Raw genomic sequence first — 17,000 nt, 5'->3', positions numbered from 1 at the left:
CGCTACACCGTGTCGGTCCCTACTCCACGACGACCGGAACCGCCGGCGCCGCGATGGGCGCCACCGCGGGCGCCACGATCCGTACGTAGTCCTCCGTGGCCATGACCACCGACCGGTCCAGCCGCCCGGCGTTGAAGGCGATCTCCTCGTGGGCCGCGAGGAACTCCGCGTCCACGACGACGGGCAGCGTGCCGGACAGCGACAGCGGCGGGATGGCGCCGACCACGCAGCCGGTGAGCTGCTCGGCCAGTTCCGAGGGGGCGAACCCGCCCTTCTTGCCCTCGACCGCGGCGACGACCTTCTTCAGGTCCGCGCGCCGGTCGCCCGCCAGCACGGCCAGCACCGCCGGGGACTCGATCCCCTTCACCCGGCACACGAGCGCCTTCGCACCCTGCGACACGGTTGTGCCGCGCACCGCGGACACCTCCTCGGAGCGTCCTTCGGCCGGGTGCTCGACCACGCGGTACCTGGCCTCCTCACGGTCGAGAAGGTCGACGATCTGCTCAAAGGGACTCAACTGCGGCCTCCCTGGGGCTCTACGGGGGTACGGCCACGGAGCGGAGCCGCGTAGCACCGCTCCAGCCGGCTGACGAAGGTGTCGACGAAGGACGGCGGCGCATCGGTCCAGGACCGCCAGTCACGTGTCGCCTCCGCAAGGTACGACATGCGCCGCACATGCTTCCAAGTCCCCTCGCCCGTCGGCGAATTGGGGTCCACCGCGAGATCCACGGGCAGATGGGCGCGCAGTGCCTCCAGATAGTCGGCGTAGACCCCGCTGCCGAAGTTGACCCGGGCGACCCCGTGCGCGGGCAGGGACGTGAGGTCGATCCGCGAGAGCGAGCTGCCACCGTGCACGACCAGGGCGCGGCCGGTGCCCTCCAGTACGCCGGTGAGAGCCTGGACGAGCCCGTGGTCGATCGCCGCGTACCGGTGCTCGCGCGCGGGCTCGGTGGCGAAGACTTCGTCCCACAGTTCCGTCTTGCGCCGGGCCTTGGCCAGCCGCTGCTCCAGCCACTCCTTCTCCAGGGCGTCGAGCAGCGGCCGTTGGAACACCGGGACGCGCGTCCGCGCCTCGCGGAACACGGCGTCGAGCCGCGGCCCGGCCTCAGGCCCGTCCCCGGCCGTCGTGGCCCGGCGCGCCAGCGCGGCCACCAGCCGGTGCTCGGCCGAGTAGCCGGGCAGCCCGGCGTCCGTGAGGTCCTTCTCGACACGCGCGCAGGCCTCGGCGAAGGCGTGCAGGTCGTCGCCGGTGGCACGGTCGTCCATCAGGCCGACATCGGCCAGCGACCGGCGGGTGGCGGCGAAGCCGTAGTCGAAGCTGTGGAACTGGCCCACGTGCGCCCCGACCAGATCCAGGTCCGTATCCTCGACGAACCTGGTGAAGTCGCTGACGGTCGTCTTGTTCCACTTGCGCAGCCCGGCCCCGTCTATGGAGCCGATCTCACCCTCGACGAGGACGCCGTAGCGCCGTGCCAGTTCCGTGGCCGCGTTGGTGAACAGCACGTTCTGGTGGAGCGTGCGGCCGGACCCGTCGACCATGACCGAGTCGAACCCGGCCTCGCAGGCGGCCTGGACCACCTCGTAGTCGTCCGCGTGGTCGAGGTGGAGGCGCAGCCGCGAGCCGAGCTCGGTGTTGAGCCGGTCGACGTCCTGCCGGAGCGTGCGGAAGACCTCTGCGACGGCGGCGGCCGGACCCCGGCCGACGCTGTCCGCGACGAACAGCAGCGCTTCCTGTGGCGAGATCTCGCAGTAGACCTCCCGCCGCGTGCGCGCCGAGAGCAGGGCGTACGGCAGCAGCATGGACGGATGCTTTACGTTGAAGTTCGGCACGGTCCCGCTCCACCGGGCAGGTGGCGCAGCCGCTCCTCCGGACGGCAGCGGGCCGGGGCGCCGGTTGCGCAGTTCCCAGTGGTACTCGTGCCGCACGCGCTGCACTTCGGCGAGGAAGTCGGGCAGGTCCGTGTCGCCGGGCGACAGGGTGCGCACCAGCGGGCCGAGGGCGCGGGGGTCCAGGGCCCGCCGGCCCTCGACCATGAAGACCACGCCGAGCAGCGGGTCGTCGCGGCGCAGCGCCTCGGTGCGGCGAGCCGCCCAGGTCATCGCGGCCAGGCCGCTGACCGGGAGCTCCTCGCACACGAACGCCACCGACTGGGCGGCGAGCGTGTCGAGCACCCGCTCGCACGACAGCCTCTCGTCGGCGATGACGGTCCGCAGTTCGAGCCGTTCGAGGAGCGAGCGGGCCCACCCGGTGTGCCAGACCTCCGCGCCGATCACGGCGTGCGGGGCGTCGGCGCGGCGCGGCCGTACGGTGGCGCCCGGCACGCCGGGCGGCAGCGGAGGCCGGGGGATCAGGCGGGTCATCGGGCCCGCCGGGGAGTCCGGGGCCGTGGCGCCCGGGGAGACCGCCGTACCCGCCTGGTCCGTGGGTGCGGCGGAGACCGTCGCACTCGCCGGGGCGGCACCGCTCTCATGCGCGGCCGTACGCGCGGTTCCCGCAACGCTCGTCTCATGGGCGGCCGTACGCGCGGTTCCCGCAACGCTCGCCGGACCCGACGCGTTCGCCGGAGTCGCCGTGCTCACCGGAACACCTCCCCCAGCAGACGGGCCGCGGCCGGCGAGTCGACGTAGGCGTCGAAGGAGTAGGCGAGCCGGTCCAAGGCATGGTGCTGGAGCAGGTCGGCGACCTCGGCGCGGACCGTCGTGGGCTCGGCGCGGCGCAGCACCACCTTCGCCACCAGCCGGGCCACCTCGCGCATCTCCGCCTCGCGCAGCCCGCGCCTGGTCATCGCCTGGACGCCGAGCCTGAGGCCGTGCAGCCCGTTGGCGCCCGGCACTTCGATGTTGGTGGTGCGGATCCCGGCGTGCGCCAGGTCGCCCAGGGACAGCCGCAGCGCGTCGGCGGCCGACCCCGTGATGACGTGCACCTGATGGGTCTCGGTGAACCCGAAGGACTCCCCGGAGACCCGCACCCCCTCTTCGTGCAGGGCGTGTGCGAGAGCCTTGGAGTTGGCGAGGATCTGACGCGCGTAGTCGTGGCCGTAGAGGGCGATCTCGGACAGGGCCACGTACATGGGTGCGATCAGCTCGGCGTGCGAGTTGCTCTGCATCTGCGGGCAGACCCAGTCCGACACCGCCCTGAGCTTCGGGTGGTCCGCGTCCCGGAAGGCGATGTAGGCCTTCTGGGGTCCGGCGATGGTCTTGTGGGTGTTGCCGTGCACGGCGTCCGCGCCGAGCAGCGTCGGCTGCGGCAGCGCCCCGCCCGCGATCAGGGCGCCGTCGTGACTGGCGTCGTAGGCGAGGAAGACGCCCTCGGGCAGCGCGGCCCTGATCTGGGCAAGCGGCTGCCAGCGCAGTTTGAACGACTGGTCGAGGATGACGAGCTTGATCTCCGGGTGCTCGGCGCACAGCGTCGCCAGCCGGTCCACGTCGATGAGCAGGGTCCGGTCGACCATCGGCAGGTGGTACGTGTTGACGCCGGCCGCGGCGGCCAGCGACTCCAGGGCGAAGTGGCCACCGTCCTTGTGCGCGAAGTGCACGAAGCCGTCGCCGCGCCCGCAGGTACCCAGCAGCACGGCCTGCTCGGCGACCGAGCCGCCGTTGGGCCGCCAGTCGAAGGTGGCCGCCTCGAAGAGCTGCCGGCCGATCCCGGTCAGCTTCCCCACCAGGGACGCGTTCGCGCCGGAGTCAGGGAAGGCCCACTCGCCCGCCTCGGCCGGGTACGGCGGGGCGAACTCGTAGAAGCCGCCCTGGAGCCCGCTGCCGAGCATCCGTACCAGCTTGCTCGGGTAGTTCTCGCTGGCCGTGAGGCTCAGGTGCTGCTCACGGTAGGTGTTGTCGAGCACGAAGTCCGAGGTGAGGCGCTCCAGCAGGTGCGCCACCCGGTCGTCCGACCACACCTGGCCGAACACACCGGCATTTTCACTCCCCGATGCCTCTTCGATGATCCCCTCGGCCGCCACGACCGCCGCCTGTGCTTCGTCGTCGACAAGGCCGATACCGCTGTCATGTTCTGCCGCGCGCATGAATCAACCCCCGCTGCATATCGGAATGAACCGAAAAGAAAAAAAGAAGGAGACGACAGAAGGGGGGGAGAAGAGTCGGCACCCGCGCACGGCACTGTGCCGGGTAATGCGTCGGCACAAGCCGAACGCCGCCATCAATGCTCTTCCGGAGCCTCCCCGATTCTTCGGGCCCCCTGAGGCATCCACAGGCCAATGGCGAAGAATTTACACGAGCAACACCAGCATCGGTCCATCCGAATCCAGCCACGCCACATCCGCGCCTTGCCGCCGGTCGGCACGCGCCCCGGGGGGAGTAATACGGACAATACACACCAAGACACCGCCCCTGACGCCCGAATTGCCCGCACAGGTCCCCTCAATCCGGTGCGCGCGAGGTGCCCCGTAAAGCATCCGATACCCCACTCATCATCTGACTCAAATCGATCCGGCGAGTATCGATTTCCATCACTCAACGGTTGCCACACGACACGATGCGCATCCGAAAGAATGTGTGACATGTCCGACTCATCCGTGCATGCAATTCGCCTGTCCGAATGCTGGAATGTCATTGCGGATTCCCCTGGAGGTCATACAGGATCCACCCCGCCGGGGGGCACGGAGACGCTCCTCGCCGGGCGTGAACACGTCCGTGCTTCACATAGGAAAGGTCATACGTGCTGCCTGAATCTTCGTTGGCGGCAGGGCCGGGGACCGAAGTCGCAGAAACCTTGCTCAAGGCCTTCGTATCCCGCGGGCATTCACACTTCACCGGCGTGCCGTGTTCCCTGCTGAAGGGGTTCTTCCGGTTACTCGAGGACCCCGAATGCCCAGCCGCGTACATACCCGCACCGCGTGAGGACAGCGCCCTCGGAGTGGCCTCCGGTCTCGCCGTGGCGGGTGCCAGGCCCGTGGTTCTCATGCAGAACTCCGGCCTCGGCTACTCGCTCAACGTCCTCACCTCGTTCAACCTCATCTACGACGTCCACCTGCCGATCGTGGTCAGCTGGCGCGGTCACGACGGCAAGGACGCCGTCGAGCACGACGTCATCGGACGCGAACTCACCCGGCTGCTCGACGTGTTCGGGCTTCCCTGGACCGTGCTGGACAACGAGCACCCCGAGGACTCCGTGGAGGCGTTCCTCAAGCAGTACGACGCCGGCCGGAACACCGCCGTACTGATCGTCCGGGAAGGGATCTAGCGTTGCTGGACATCCGTGACGCCCTGGGCGCACTGCTGGAGCGCGAGTCCGCCGCCCTGACGGTGAGCACCTGCGGCTACATCACGCGTGACGTGTACAACATCCGCGATCGCGCGAACCACTTCTATCTGGTCGGCTCCATGGGCATGGCCGCGCCGATCGGGCTCGGCATCGCGCTGGCCCACCCGGACCGCCGGGTACTGGTGCTGGACGGCGACGGCTCGTTCGCCATGAACCCGGGCTGTCTGCCGATGATCGCCGAGCACCGGCCCGATCTGGTCCACGTCGTCCTCGACAACGGAGCACACGAGAGCACCGGCGGCCAACGCACCGCCGCCCTCGGTGACCCGGCGGCCATGGCCCTCGCGGCCGGTTACGCCGCCGCCCACACCGTGGACGACCTCGGCGAGCTGGCCGCCCTGGACCTGACCGGCAGGCCCACGCTGGTGCGGATCCGCTGCAAGCCTCGCAGCCACCCCGCCGGAAAGCGCGTGGAGCAGACCCCCCAGGAGCTGGTGAAACGATTCCGCGCCCACTTGGCCGATCCGGCGCAGCACCTGGAGGGGGCCGCATGAAACCCACTCTGCTCGACTGCACCCTGCGCGACGGCGGCAACCAGAACGACTGGCAGTTCACCGCCACCGACGTCCACACCATCGTGAGCACCCTGGACGCCGCCCGCATCGACGTCATCGAGGTCGGCTACCGCGGCGGCTCCGGGAGCCGGGCCAGCACCACCGCGGGACCCTCGGCACACTGCACGCCCGAGTACCTCGCCGCGCTGCCGGCCGTCTCGCACGCCGAGCTGGCCGTGATGGTCGTACCCACCGTGTGCCCGGTACGGGCCATGGACGACCTGCCCGACAGCCCGGTGTCCATGGTGCGCATCGCCGCCTACCCGTGGAACATCGACGGGGTCCCGGAGTACGTCCGTGCCGTGCGAGCCCTCGGCCTGAAGGCCGGGGTCAATCTGATGGCCGTCAGCTACACCACCCAGGAGCAGCTGGCCGAGGTCGCCGCGGTCGTGGCGAGCGAACCACCGGACGTCTTCTACATCGCCGACTCCTTCGGCGCGCTCACCCCGGACGACGTCCGCCGGCGTATCGAGTTGCTGGCCGAGCGGCTGCCGACACCGCTCGGCGTCCACGCCCACAACAACCTCGGCCTGGCCGCGGCCAACGCGGTCGCCGGACTGGACTCGGGCGTGAGCTGGCTGGACGCCTCGCTCTGCGCCATGGCGCGGGGCGCGGGCAACCTCGCCACCGAGCAGGCCGCGGCCTTCCTCACCGCGTGGCCCAAGTACGACACCCACGCCGATCTGCCCCTGGTCTGCGAGGCCGCCGAATACGTGGCCGAGCAGGTGCTGCCGCGCCCCATGACGGTGCGCCGGGCCGAGATCGCGGCCGGGATCAACGACCACCACTTCTACTTCCAGGACCGCATCGAGAAGATCAGCGCCCGCCACGGACTCGACCCGTGGCAGGTCGGGCGCAGGATCGGCGCGGCACGACCGCGCAAGGTCCTCGACGAGACGGTCGAGGACGTGTGCCGGGAACTGGCCGGACAGACCGCACGAACCAACGGAGGGGACGCATGACCGGGAGCCGATCGCCCCAGCAGGAACCGAACGACGCGCCGGCCGGCGCGGCACAGCGGCTGCGCGCAGCGCTCGCCGCACCGCGACTGGCCCGTGCCATGGGCTCGCACAGCCCGCTCAGCGCACGGCTCGCCGAGGAGGCCGGCTTCGACGTCGTGTGGTCCAGCGGACTGGAGATCTCCGCCACGGCCGGCGTGCCCGACGCCAACATCCTCGCCATGGGCGAGTGCCTCGACTCGGCCGCCGACCTCGCGTCCGCGGTGGACATCCCGGTCCTCGCGGACTGCGACTCCGGGTTCGGCAACGTCAACAACGTCATCCACATGGTGCGCTCCTACGAGGCACGCGGCGTGGCCGGCGTGTGCATCGAGGACAAGCAGTTCCCCAAGCTCAACAGCTTCATCGAGGGCAACCAGGACCTCGCCCCGCTGGACGACTTCGCGGGCAAGATCCGGGCCGCGACGGAGACCCGTACGGACATGGTCGTGGTGGCCCGTCTGGAGGCGCTCATCTCCGGGCAGGGCATGGCGGAGGCACTGCGCCGGGCCGACGTGTACGAGCGGGCCGGGGCGGACGCCCTGCTCATCCACTCCAAGCGCAAGGACCCCGAGGAGGTCTTCGCCTTCCGCGAGGCCTACGCCGGCGACCTCCCGGTGATCGTCGTGCCGACCACGTACAACCAGGTCACCGTCGAGGAGCTGGAACAGCGCGGCTTCGCCATGGCGATCTACGCCAACCAGGCGCTGCGCAGCTCGATCCGGGCCATGCGGGAGACCCTCACCCGGATCATGCGGGACGGCACCACTCTGAACGTGGAGCCCGAACTCGCCCCGCTCAAGGAAATCTTCGACCTGCAGCGCATGCCCCAGATGCTTCAGCAGCAGGAGCGCTACGAGTCCCTGGGACGCGAACTCGCGGAGGCCGCACAGTGACCACGCACACCACCGCTCTGCGACTGGACTTCCACGGCACCCGGCTCGACCTGGACGTCGAGGACGGCGCCGGCATCGAAGGCGCGCTCGACTTCCTCGCCACGCATCTGACCGCCGAGGAGGCCAAGCCCGACGAGACCGGCCGCGATCCGGTCGCGATCCTGCGCGTCCACGCCTTCGACCCCGAGCGCCTCGCGCCTCCGGCCGGGACCGTGCAGGAGGACATCTACCTCCGCAAGAGCGCCAGCGAGTTCTTCACCGTGCCGGCCCGGCGGGCCGTGGTGGACGCCCGCGAGTACCTGGAGTGCACCAAGACGGGCAGCCGCTTCGTCTTCGACCCCACCGCCCGGGTGATCGACGTGGCGCTCGGGGCCGGCGGGCACATGGACTTCGTCGAGCTGGTGCGCGACCTGGTGCTGAAGCACCAGGAGAACACCGGTGCCGTGGTGCTGCACGCCACCGCCGCCTACCGGGACGGCGAGGTCGTACTGATCACCGGCGCGAAGGGGGCCGGCAAGAGCACGGTGCTCCTGGAGCTGGTGGAGCACTTCGGCTACCAGGTGCTCAGCGGCGACAAGACCGTGCTGCACGAGCTGCCGGACGGCTCGGTCGTCGCGGCCGGCTGGCCCGACTACCCGCACCTCGGCTACGGCACCGTCGCCAAGTACCCGGGCCTGAAGGACATCGCGGGGATCGGGGACGACTACGTGCCCGCCGAGGGCCACGCGTTCTCGCCCGTGGGGAAGTTCGCGGTGGACCCGCTGCCGTTCCGGGACCGTTTCCCGAGCGCCCCGGTCGGGGTGCGCGTGCCCGTCGCGGCGATCCTGCACCCGGCGATCGGCCCCGGCGAGGCCACGGCCGTCGAGCCGCTGACCGGCGGCCGTCAGGAGCACGCCGAAGTCCTGCGCGCCAACGTGGAGTCGGCGTTCGACGGCGCCAACGCCGGCTGGCACCACTACCTCGACGACGGCCGCGCCGCCCACGCCGACCGGCTGGCCCGCATCACCGAGGTCCTGGCCGGGGTACCCGCCTGGACGCTGACCGGGCCGGGCGACCTGACGGCCGAGAACGTGCCGCCCATGATCGGCGGGCCCGCGGAGGTGGCCCGGTGATCGAACTGACGGTGGAGAGCACCGGCCTCAACTCCCACTACGACCTCACCGACCGGATCGCCGCCGCTCTCCAGGAGCACGGCACGGGCGACGGTCTGGCCGGGGTGTTCGCGCACGGCAGCACCATCGGGCTCACCGTGATGCGCTACGAACCGGGCGCCGTGCAGGACCTGCTGCGGACGCTGGAGCGGATCGCACCGGAGTCCCCCGCCGACGGCAGCCGCTATCTGCACGAGCTGACCACCGCCGACCCCAACGGCTTCTCCCACCTGAAGTCGTCGCTGCTCGGCACCAGTCTGCTCGTCCCCTTCCGGGACGGCCGCCTCGCCATGTCGCCGAGCCACCGCGTGGTGCTCTTCGACTTCGATCTGAAGCCCGCCACCCGACGCGTCTTCATCGACGCTCCCCGGCCCGCGACAACCACCCCCCACACCGACGAGATCAAGGAGAACAGCCGGTGAAGCTGCGGCTGGCCACACCCGGCCCCACCGAAGTACCGCAGCGCCTGCTGCTGGCCGGGGCCCGCGAGATCATCCACCACCGCTCCACCGAGATGGAGCAGCTGATCCACGAGATCAGCGGTGGCCTGCCCCCGCTGTTCGGCACCAGCGCCCCCGTGTACACCATCGCCTCCTCCGGGACCGGCGCGATGGAGGCCGCGGTCGCCAACTGCTTCTCGGCCGGCGACGAGGTCCTGGTCGTCTCCAACGGCTACTTCGGCGAGCGCTTCCAGGCGATCTGCACGTCCTACGGACTCGTCGTGCACGTCGTCGAGAGCGACTGGGGCACCAGCGCCGACCCCGAGCGCGTGGCAGCCGCCTACCGTGAACACCCGGAGATCCGGGGTGCGTTCGTCGTCTACAGCGAGACGTCCACCGGGGCGCTCAACGACGTCGAGGCGATCGGGCGGATCTTCCGCGACACCGACGTGGTCGTGGTCGTCGACGCCATCAGCGGTCTGCTGGTGCACCCGCTGGAGATGGACGCGTGGGGCCTGGACGTGGTCCTCGCCGCGTCCCACAAGGGCTTCATGCTGCCGCCGGGGCTCGCCTTCGTCGCGCTCTCCGACAAGGCGTGGACGGCCGTGGAGCGGTCCAGCGGGCCGAACTACTACTGGTCGTTCGAGCGGCTGCGCCACTTCTACCCGATGTCGTCCTCGTCCCCCGCGGTGTCCCTGCTGCTCGCGCTGCACGAGTCACTGAAGATGCTGGACGAGGAGGGCATGGAGGCCTTCCGCAGGCGCCACGCCGTCCTCGGCAGGGCGGCCGAACGCGGGCTGCTGAAACTCGGGTTCAGCACCTTCGTCCAGTCCCCGAACCGGCGCAGCCACGTCATCACCTCGGCCCTCGCGCCCGAGGGCATCGACACCGGGCAGTTGCTGAAGACGCTGTCCACCTCGTACGGCGTCACCATGACCGGCGGCCAGGCACACCTCAAGGGCAAACTCATCCGGGTCGGACACGTGGGCGCGGCCGACGCCCTCGACCTGAGCGGGATCTTCGGCGCCCTGGAGATGGCCCTGCTCGACCTGGGCCACACGTTCACGCCGGGCTCCGGCGTCGGCGAGATCATCCGTACGTTCCACGAGGAGGGCCGCTGATGCTCGTCCTGTTCCAGCGGGAGACCTGCCCGGACTGCAAGCCCGTGCGCGAGCTGCTCACCAAGCTCCAGGTCTCCTACATCAACATCAACGTGCCCAAGCCGCGCGAGGAGCGGCACGAGCTGATCCGCACGACGGGCAGCAAGTTCATCCCGGCCCTGGTCGACGGGGCCACGGTCATCCCGGGCAAGCTGCGGGAGAACGCCGACATCATCGCCTACCTCAAGGAGCGCTTCGGCGACCCGGAGGCGGTGACGCCTCAGGTGGGTACCGCGCTGGAAGGCCGGCCGGAGCCCGTGGCATGAACGTCGGTCAGCAGGGGCCCGCGGCACCGCGTATCGCGGTGCTCGCGGGTACCCCGCAACTGGTGCACGCGGCCCGCGCGCTGGGCGTCGACACCGTATTCGTGCACGACGCGGCGCAGCCGGCGCCGCCGGTGGCCGCTGAGGCCGACACGGCTCTCGCCGTGGACCTGGCGGACACCGACGCAACTCACGCGGCCCTGGCGCCGCTGCACGCCGAACGCCCCTTCGCGCGGGTGCTGTCGCTCACCGAGCGCGGACTGCTGCCGACGGCAGCGGTCGCCGAGCGGCTCGGCCTGCCCGGAAACTCGCTGCACACCGTGGGCCTGCTCCAGGACAAGCAGCGCATGCGGGAGATCCTCAACGCCCGCGGCATCGGCCCGGTGCACACCGCCGCACCGCGCGGCGCGGCCGAACTCGCCGCGTTCTGCCGTACGACCGGCGGACCGGTCATCCTCAAACCCGCGGCCGGCACCAGCAGTCAGGCCGTCTTCCGGGTGGCCGGGCCAAAGGACGCCGAGGACGTCTGGCGGGCGTTCGAAGCGGCGGGCGGCACACAGCCGATCGCCGAGGAATACCTCGACGGGCCCGAGATCAGCGTGGAGAGTTTCTCGTACGACGGGAAGCACACCGTGCTGGCGGTGACCGACAAGCTGGTCGGTGCCTCGTTCGTGGAGACCGGGCACACCCAGCCGAGCGCCCTTCCCGCGCCCGTCCTGGTGGAGGTGGCTGCCCTCGTCCACGCCTTTCTGGACGCCGTGGGTCTGACGGAGGGCCCCGCCCACACCGAGGTCAAGGTCACCGGGAAGGGCCCGCGCATCCTCGAGTCGCACAACCGCATCGGCGGCGACAAGATCCGTGAACTGCTGCGCCGGGCCTACGGACTGGACGTGGTGGCCCTCACGGCGGGCTGCCCGCTGGGCCTGCTGCGTCCGCCCGCCGACCCTCCGGTGGCCCGCCGCGGAGCGGCCATCCGCTTCCTCACCCCACCACCGGGAACGGTCCGGTCCATCGCCCTGCCCGACACCGAGGGCACCTCCGCCGAGATCCGGCTGGACGTCGCGGTCGGCGACCTGGTCCGTCCGGTCCGCAGCTCGCAGGACCGGGCCGGGCACGTCATCACCGACGGCAGGGACGCGGCCGACGCCGCCCGTGTCTGCGAGGAGTTGGCGGGCCGGGTGCGGATCGAAACGAGCGGGTGAGAGCCGTGCGCCATGCCGTCGTGACCGACGTCCACGGGGACACAGCACGGCTGCGCGCCGTTCTCGAGGGGATCCGTGAACAGCGGGTGGACCGGGTGGTCTGCCTCGGCGACGTCTTCGAGTGCCGGGTCGGCAAACGGGAGGTGGACGGGTACGAGTTCGGCGGCCGGCTGGCCGACGTCTTCGACCCGGACCCCGAACTCGCCCGGCTCCTGGACGGGGTACTGCTGGTGCGGGGCAACCAGGAGGAGCGGATCCGCGCCCTTGTGCCCGACCACCGCCTGCCCGAGTGGACCCGCCCGCTGCTCGACGCCCCGTTGGAGCACCGCACCGGCTTCGCCCTGTACTGCCACGGTCACCCGTTGCCGTGGCGCGAGCTGGAGCCGGGGCTGTGGTGCCCGGCCGAGGCGGACTTTCCCGGGCGGGCGCTGGTGCACGGGCACCATCACCGCAGCGCGCTGTACCGGCTGTGGCCCGGCGGCACCGGACCGGTGCGGGTGGAACGCCTGCCCCTGCGGTTCGGGACGCCGGTCCCGCTCGCGCCCGACGGCCGCTACGTCGTCAACGTGGGCTCCGTCACCCGCTGCGCCCCGGACCGCGGCCCCTCCCCCGTCTGGGCCGTCGTCGACGAGGCGGCCGCCACCGTCACCTACCACCGCGCACCCGTTCCCCCGTCCGCACAACCCACGGAGAAGCAGTGACCCGGCAGGTACTCCTGCTCAACTCGGACAAGCCCGAGGTCCTCGAGGCCCTGGCCCGCCGCCCCGACGTGACCGTCCGCGTCATCACCCGCAAGGTGTACGCCGACCTGTACCGGAACCACGAGGTGGCGTACGTCGACAGCTTCGCCGACCTGACGCAGGTCGAGCAGGCGGCGTACGAGCTCGCCGCACACGGCCCCGTCGACCACGTCATCGCGGCCACGGAGAAGAGCGTGGTGGCGGCCGGGCTGGTCCGCGTGCTGCTCGGAGTGCCCGGGCCGGGCTTCGACCAGTCCCTGTGGGGCGCCCACAAGAGGGCGATGAAGGACAGGCTGCGCGCCGCCGGTCTCCCGGTGACGGACCACGCCCAGGCGGCCACGGTCGACGAGGTGCCCCGGGCGGCGGAGCTGACCGGCTGGCCCGTCATGATCAAGCCGGTGTTCGGCGCCGGCTCGAAGTGCACCTACCGCGTCGACTCCCCCGAGGAGTTCACCGAGCGGCACCGGGCCGGCGGCTTCGCCGACCTCGCCGGCAAGCGGCTGCCGGTGCAGGTGGAGCGCCTGGTGCGGTTCACGCACGAGTACCACTGCGACGGCGTCGTCCACGACGGCGAGGTGGCCCGCGCGGCCGTATCCCGCTACTTCCTCCCACCGCTTCACAGCTCGCCGAGCCTGAACAGCGGGTACGTCGCCGACCAGACGGACCCGTTCTCGCGGGAGGTCCTCGAGCTGCACCGCCGGGTGATCGGCGCGCTCGGCCTGCCGGCCGGGGTCACGCACCTGGAGGTGTTCCGCACCCAGGCGGGTCCGGTCATCGGCGAAGTGGCCGTACGGCCGGGCGGCATGGGCATCTCCCGGATGTGGAGGCACGCCTTCGGGGTGGACCTGTGGGAGGAGTTCGTCCGGGTCTCGGCCGGTGAACAGCCAAGCCGGCCGGACCGCGAACCGCACCGCGAGACGGTCGGCCGTACCCGCCTGCCCGCACTGCCCGGCCTACGGGAGCGGGTACTGGCCCTGCCCGGCGTGCTGGAAGTACTGACGCCCCAGGAGTGCGCCAGCCCGGGGCACCTGGAGGCGTACTTCACGGCCGCGGACGAGGCGGCCGCGGAGACGTTCATCGCGCGCCTGCACGAGTTGGCGGGGCCCGCGGCATGACCACATCCGCTCCGGGCCGGGCGCGTGCCCTGCTCGACGCCGCTCTGCCCGCCCCCGGCGAGCCCCGGCTGCTCGCGCTGTCATGGCTGGTCAAGACGGTCGGCAGCGGTCTCTATCTGACCACCAGCACCCTGTTCTTCACACGGGTCGTCGGACTGCCCGTGCACCAGGTGGCCTCCGGCCTCACCGTCGCCGGGATCGTGGCGCTGGCCGGTGCCGTACCGCTGGGCAGGCTGGCGGACCGGTTCGGCCCCCGGCGGACGTACAGCGTCCTGCTCGGCGTCCAGTTCGCCACGATGGCCGCGCTGGCCTACGCCCGTACGTTCCCCATGTTCCTGGGGCTGATCCTGGTCTTCCTCCTCGCCGAGCAGGGCAGCACCGCGGCCCGCGGCGCGCTGGTCGCCACGGTCGGGGAGGGCGCCGAACGGGTACGGTTGCGGGCCTATCTGCGGGTGGTGACCAACATCGGCATCACGATCGGCGCGGCGGCCTCGGCGCTGGTCATCCAAGCCGACACCGATACCGGGTACATGGCCCTGCTGTGGTGCACGGCGCTGACCTACCCGGCGGCGGCGGTGCCCCTGGTGTGGCTGCGGCCGCGCCGGACCCGGCCGGCCGAGGAGGCGGGGCACACCGGTTCCGGCTGGCAGGTCCTGCGCGACCGACGGTACGCCGCCGTCACCCTGATCTGCGGTGTGCTGTCCCTCCAGGCACAGGTGCTGTCCTTCGCCGTACCGCTGTGGGTGCTCCAGCACACCGAGGCACCGCCGGTCCTGGTATCGGGCATCGTCGCCGTCAACACGGTGATGGTGATCTGCCTGCAAATACGGTTCAGCCGCGGCGCCGAGGACGACGGCCGGGCCGCCCGGATGTGCCGCAACTCGGGGATCGCCCTGTTCGCCGCATGCGCGCTGGCGGCGTTCACCGGCGGGATGGGCGGCTGGCCGGCGACGGTCCTGCTGCTGCTGTTCGCGGCCGCCCTCACCTTCGGCGAACTGTGGCTGTCGGCGGGCTCGTTCGGGCTGAGCTTCTCACTCACGCCGGAAGGAATGCACGGCCAGTACCAGGGCTTCTTCTCCCTGGGACGCGGCGCCGCGACCGCGGTGGCACCGGTGCTGATAGCCGTGCTCTGCCTCGGAGACCGCCCGCGCGAGGGGTGGCTCGTACTGGGCGCCCTGTTCGCCGTGGCGGGAGCCGCGGCCCCACTGGCGCTGCGGGTCCGTCCGCCGTCCTTGCCGGCTGCCGTGAAGTAGGCGACAGGGACGGGCACAGAACTTACGAGGATCACAAACGGCAAAACGAAAAACCGCAGGTCAAGAGCTTGACCTGCGGTTTCCTTCAGAGCCGCCTTCGGGATTCGAACCCGAGACCTACGCATTACGAGTGCGTTGCTCTGGCCATCTGAGCTAAGGCGGCGCGCTGTCCGCACTATGGTGCGATCAGCAACGACGGTAAGTCTACACAGTTTCCGAGGGTGCTCCGCACCAGCCCCGGAGGGCCCGCCTCCGGGGCTGGGCGCGAGGTCATGAGCAGCGCTTTCCGTCCGTGGGAGGGGTGCCGCGGAGGAGGTACGCGTTGATCGTCCGGTCGATGCAGGAGCTGCCGCGGCCGTAGGCCGTGTGGCCGTCGCCCTCGTAGGTCAGGAGGCGGGCCGAGGAGAGCTGGCCGGCCAGGGCCTGCGCCCAGCGGTAGGGGGTCGCCGGGTCGCGGGTGGTGCCGACCACGACGATGGGGGCGGCGCCCTTCGCCTCGATGCGGTGCGGCTCGCCCGTGGCGTGGACCGGCCAGTACGCGCAGTTCAGGGCCGCCCATGCCAGACCCTCACCGAAGACCGGGGACGCCTTCTCGAACTCGGGCAGCGCCCTGCGCGCCTCGTCGGGGGTGTCGAAGGCGGGCGGCAGATCGAGGCAGTTCACGGCCGCGTTGGCGAACATCAGGTTGCTGTAGCGGCCGTCGGCGTCCCGCTCGTAGTAGCCGTCGGAGAGGACGAGGAGCCCGGCGCCGTCGTTCTCCTTCATCGCGGACGTCAGCGCCTCGCGCAGCTGCTGCCAGGCGCCCTCGTCGTACATGGCCGCGATCACGCCGGTGGTGGCGAGCGACTCGGTGAGGCGGCGGCCGTCGGCGTCGCCGGTGGCGGTCGGCCGCGCGTCCAGCTTCTCGAAGAACGCCTTGAGGTTCTTGCCGACCTGCTCGGGTGAGGTGCCCGCCTCTCCCAGCGGGCAGTCTGCGTGCCGTACGCAGTCCCGCGCGAACGACCGGAACGCCGTCTCGAAGCCCGCCGTCTGTTCGAGGTTCAGCCGCCGGGCGGGCAGCGACGGGTCCATCGCGCCGTCCAGCACCAGCCGGCCCGTCCGGTCCGGGAAGAGCCCGGCGTACGTCGCGCCGAGGAACGTGCCGTAGGAGGCGCCTACGTAGTTCAGCTTCTCGTCGCCGAGCGCTGCCCGCACGATGTCCATATCCCGGGCCGCCTCCACGGTGGACACGTGGCGCAGCAGCCGGGGCGCGTCCGCGCCGCAGCCCTCGGCGAACGTCCGGTACGCCTCGGCCAGCCCGTCGGTCTCCTTGGCGTCGTCGGGCGTGGTGTCCGTCTGCGTGTAGGTGTCCATCCCCGGCCCGTCCAGACACACCACGGGCTCGCTGCCGGCCACGCCGCGCGGGTCGACCGCCACCATGTCGTAGCGGGCACGGACCTCGGCCGGGTAGCCGATGCCGGCGTACGCCTGGACGTAGCCGATCGCCGAGCCGCCGGGACCGCCGGGGTTCACAAGCAGCGAGCCCAGCCGCTCGCCCGGGCCCGTGGCCTTCTTGCGGGCGACGGCGAGCCGGACGTCCCCGGCGGACGGCTTGGCGTAGTCGAGCGGTGCCTTGATCGTGGCGCACTCGAAGCCGGAGACGTCGCAGCGGCGCCAGGCCGGCTTCTGGTCGTAGTACGGCGTGAGCGCGGCGGGGGTGGACCGCGGCAACGCGACCAGTGCCGCTTCCTCCGCCGCAGCCGTGGCGGACGTCGTCGAGCTCCCGGAGGAGCAGGCGGAGACGAGCAGCGCGGCCGTGGCGAGGAGGCCGGCCGCGGTCCTGCCTCCGCCGCGGGCCCGGCGGTGCAGGCCGCCGGAAGGGGAGACGGATCGGGAGGCGGAGCGGGGAAGGCGCCTTGTGTCCATCCAGCGAGCGTAACTCTGGGCGACGGAATGGATGCCCAGCGT

Annotated in this window: 16 protein-coding genes and 1 tRNA gene; 12 read left to right on the top strand and 5 right to left on the bottom strand. The window is 71.3% G+C overall.

The features are described from left to right. Positions 1 to 19 precede the first annotated feature (19 nt). From QC385_RS33710 to QC385_RS33700, 3 genes are read right to left on the bottom strand one after another with little or no spacing between them, the layout of a single operon-like run. Positions 20 to 517: a YbaK/EbsC family protein gene (locus tag QC385_RS33710; protein WP_279545157.1), complete on the bottom strand. Its 498-nt coding sequence runs from the start codon at positions 515 to 517 to the stop codon at positions 20 to 22. Next, positions 514 to 2,580: a class II fructose-bisphosphate aldolase gene (locus QC385_RS33705; protein WP_279545156.1), complete on the bottom strand. Its 2,067-nt coding sequence runs from the start codon at positions 2,578 to 2,580 to the stop codon at positions 514 to 516. Before QC385_RS33705 ends, QC385_RS33710 begins: the two co-directional genes overlap by 4 nt. After that, positions 2,577 to 4,022, bottom strand: coding sequence for a hypothetical protein (locus QC385_RS33700; RefSeq protein WP_279545155.1), 1,446 nt, complete (start codon positions 4,020 to 4,022; stop codon positions 2,577 to 2,579). Before QC385_RS33700 ends, QC385_RS33705 begins: the two co-directional genes overlap by 4 nt. Positions 4,023 to 4,675: 653 nt before the next feature. Here QC385_RS33700 and QC385_RS33695 point away from each other — a divergent pair. From QC385_RS33695 to QC385_RS33640, 12 genes are read left to right on the top strand one after another with little or no spacing between them, the layout of a single operon-like run. Continuing rightward, complete coding sequence (locus QC385_RS33695; protein WP_086599722.1) at positions 4,676 to 5,200, top strand: thiamine pyrophosphate-binding protein; 525 nt, start codon at positions 4,676 to 4,678, stop codon at positions 5,198 to 5,200. 2 nt (positions 5,201 to 5,202) lie between these two features. Next, positions 5,203 to 5,775: a thiamine pyrophosphate-dependent enzyme gene (locus tag QC385_RS33690; protein WP_279545154.1), complete on the top strand. Its 573-nt coding sequence runs from the start codon at positions 5,203 to 5,205 to the stop codon at positions 5,773 to 5,775. Next, positions 5,772 to 6,797, top strand: coding sequence for a hypothetical protein (locus QC385_RS33685; RefSeq protein ID WP_279545153.1), 1,026 nt, complete (start codon positions 5,772 to 5,774; stop codon positions 6,795 to 6,797). The genes QC385_RS33690 and QC385_RS33685 overlap by 4 nt, the downstream gene beginning before the upstream one ends. After that, positions 6,794 to 7,729, top strand: coding sequence for an isocitrate lyase/phosphoenolpyruvate mutase family protein (locus QC385_RS33680; RefSeq protein WP_279545152.1), 936 nt, complete (start codon positions 6,794 to 6,796; stop codon positions 7,727 to 7,729). The genes QC385_RS33685 and QC385_RS33680 overlap by 4 nt, the downstream gene beginning before the upstream one ends. Beyond that, positions 7,726 to 8,841, top strand: coding sequence for a hypothetical protein (locus tag QC385_RS33675; protein ID WP_279545151.1), 1,116 nt, complete (start codon positions 7,726 to 7,728; stop codon positions 8,839 to 8,841). Before QC385_RS33680 ends, QC385_RS33675 begins: the two co-directional genes overlap by 4 nt. Continuing rightward, positions 8,838 to 9,302, top strand: coding sequence for a YjbQ family protein (locus QC385_RS33670; RefSeq protein WP_279545150.1), 465 nt, complete (start codon positions 8,838 to 8,840; stop codon positions 9,300 to 9,302). Before QC385_RS33675 ends, QC385_RS33670 begins: the two co-directional genes overlap by 4 nt. Next, positions 9,299 to 10,441, top strand: a complete 1,143-nt coding sequence (locus tag QC385_RS33665; RefSeq protein ID WP_279545149.1) for a pyridoxal-phosphate-dependent aminotransferase family protein — start codon at positions 9,299 to 9,301, stop codon at positions 10,439 to 10,441. Before QC385_RS33670 ends, QC385_RS33665 begins: the two co-directional genes overlap by 4 nt. After that, positions 10,441 to 10,746, top strand: coding sequence for a glutaredoxin domain-containing protein (locus QC385_RS33660; RefSeq protein WP_279545148.1), 306 nt, complete (start codon positions 10,441 to 10,443; stop codon positions 10,744 to 10,746). Before QC385_RS33665 ends, QC385_RS33660 begins: the two co-directional genes overlap by 1 nt. Next, positions 10,743 to 11,945, top strand: a complete 1,203-nt coding sequence (locus QC385_RS33655; RefSeq protein WP_279545147.1) for an ATP-grasp domain-containing protein — start codon at positions 10,743 to 10,745, stop codon at positions 11,943 to 11,945. The genes QC385_RS33660 and QC385_RS33655 overlap by 4 nt, the downstream gene beginning before the upstream one ends. Before the next feature lie 5 nt (positions 11,946 to 11,950). Next, positions 11,951 to 12,646 carry a metallophosphoesterase family protein gene (locus QC385_RS33650; RefSeq protein WP_279545146.1) on the top strand — a complete coding sequence of 232 codons (696 nt, stop codon included), beginning with the start codon at positions 11,951 to 11,953 and terminating at the stop codon, positions 12,644 to 12,646. After that, a complete protein-coding gene (locus QC385_RS33645) occupies positions 12,643 to 13,800 on the top strand; it encodes an ATP-grasp domain-containing protein (protein WP_279545145.1) in 1,158 nt (385 codons plus the stop codon). Before QC385_RS33650 ends, QC385_RS33645 begins: the two co-directional genes overlap by 4 nt. Beyond that, a complete protein-coding gene (locus QC385_RS33640) occupies positions 13,797 to 15,053 on the top strand; it encodes an MFS transporter (protein WP_279545144.1) in 1,257 nt (418 codons plus the stop codon). The genes QC385_RS33645 and QC385_RS33640 overlap by 4 nt, the downstream gene beginning before the upstream one ends. A gap of 89 nt (positions 15,054 to 15,142) precedes the next feature. Here the strand turns inward: QC385_RS33640 and QC385_RS33635 are convergent. Both QC385_RS33635 and QC385_RS33630 read right to left on the bottom strand, forming a co-directional pair. Continuing rightward, positions 15,143 to 15,216, bottom strand: a tRNA-Thr gene (locus tag QC385_RS33635). A gap of 107 nt (positions 15,217 to 15,323) precedes the next feature. After that, positions 15,324 to 16,958, bottom strand: a complete 1,635-nt coding sequence (locus tag QC385_RS33630) for an alpha/beta hydrolase (protein ID WP_279545143.1) — start codon at positions 16,956 to 16,958, stop codon at positions 15,324 to 15,326. Positions 16,959 to 17,000: the final 42 nt, after the last annotated feature.

This window comes from Streptomyces sp. DH10, from assembly GCF_029813805.1.
Taxonomy (GTDB): Bacteria; Actinomycetota; Actinomycetes; order Streptomycetales; family Streptomycetaceae; genus Streptomyces; species Streptomyces coeruleofuscus.
Note: the sequence above shows the minus strand (reverse complement) of the source record. Positions and strands in the feature narration are given on the sequence as shown.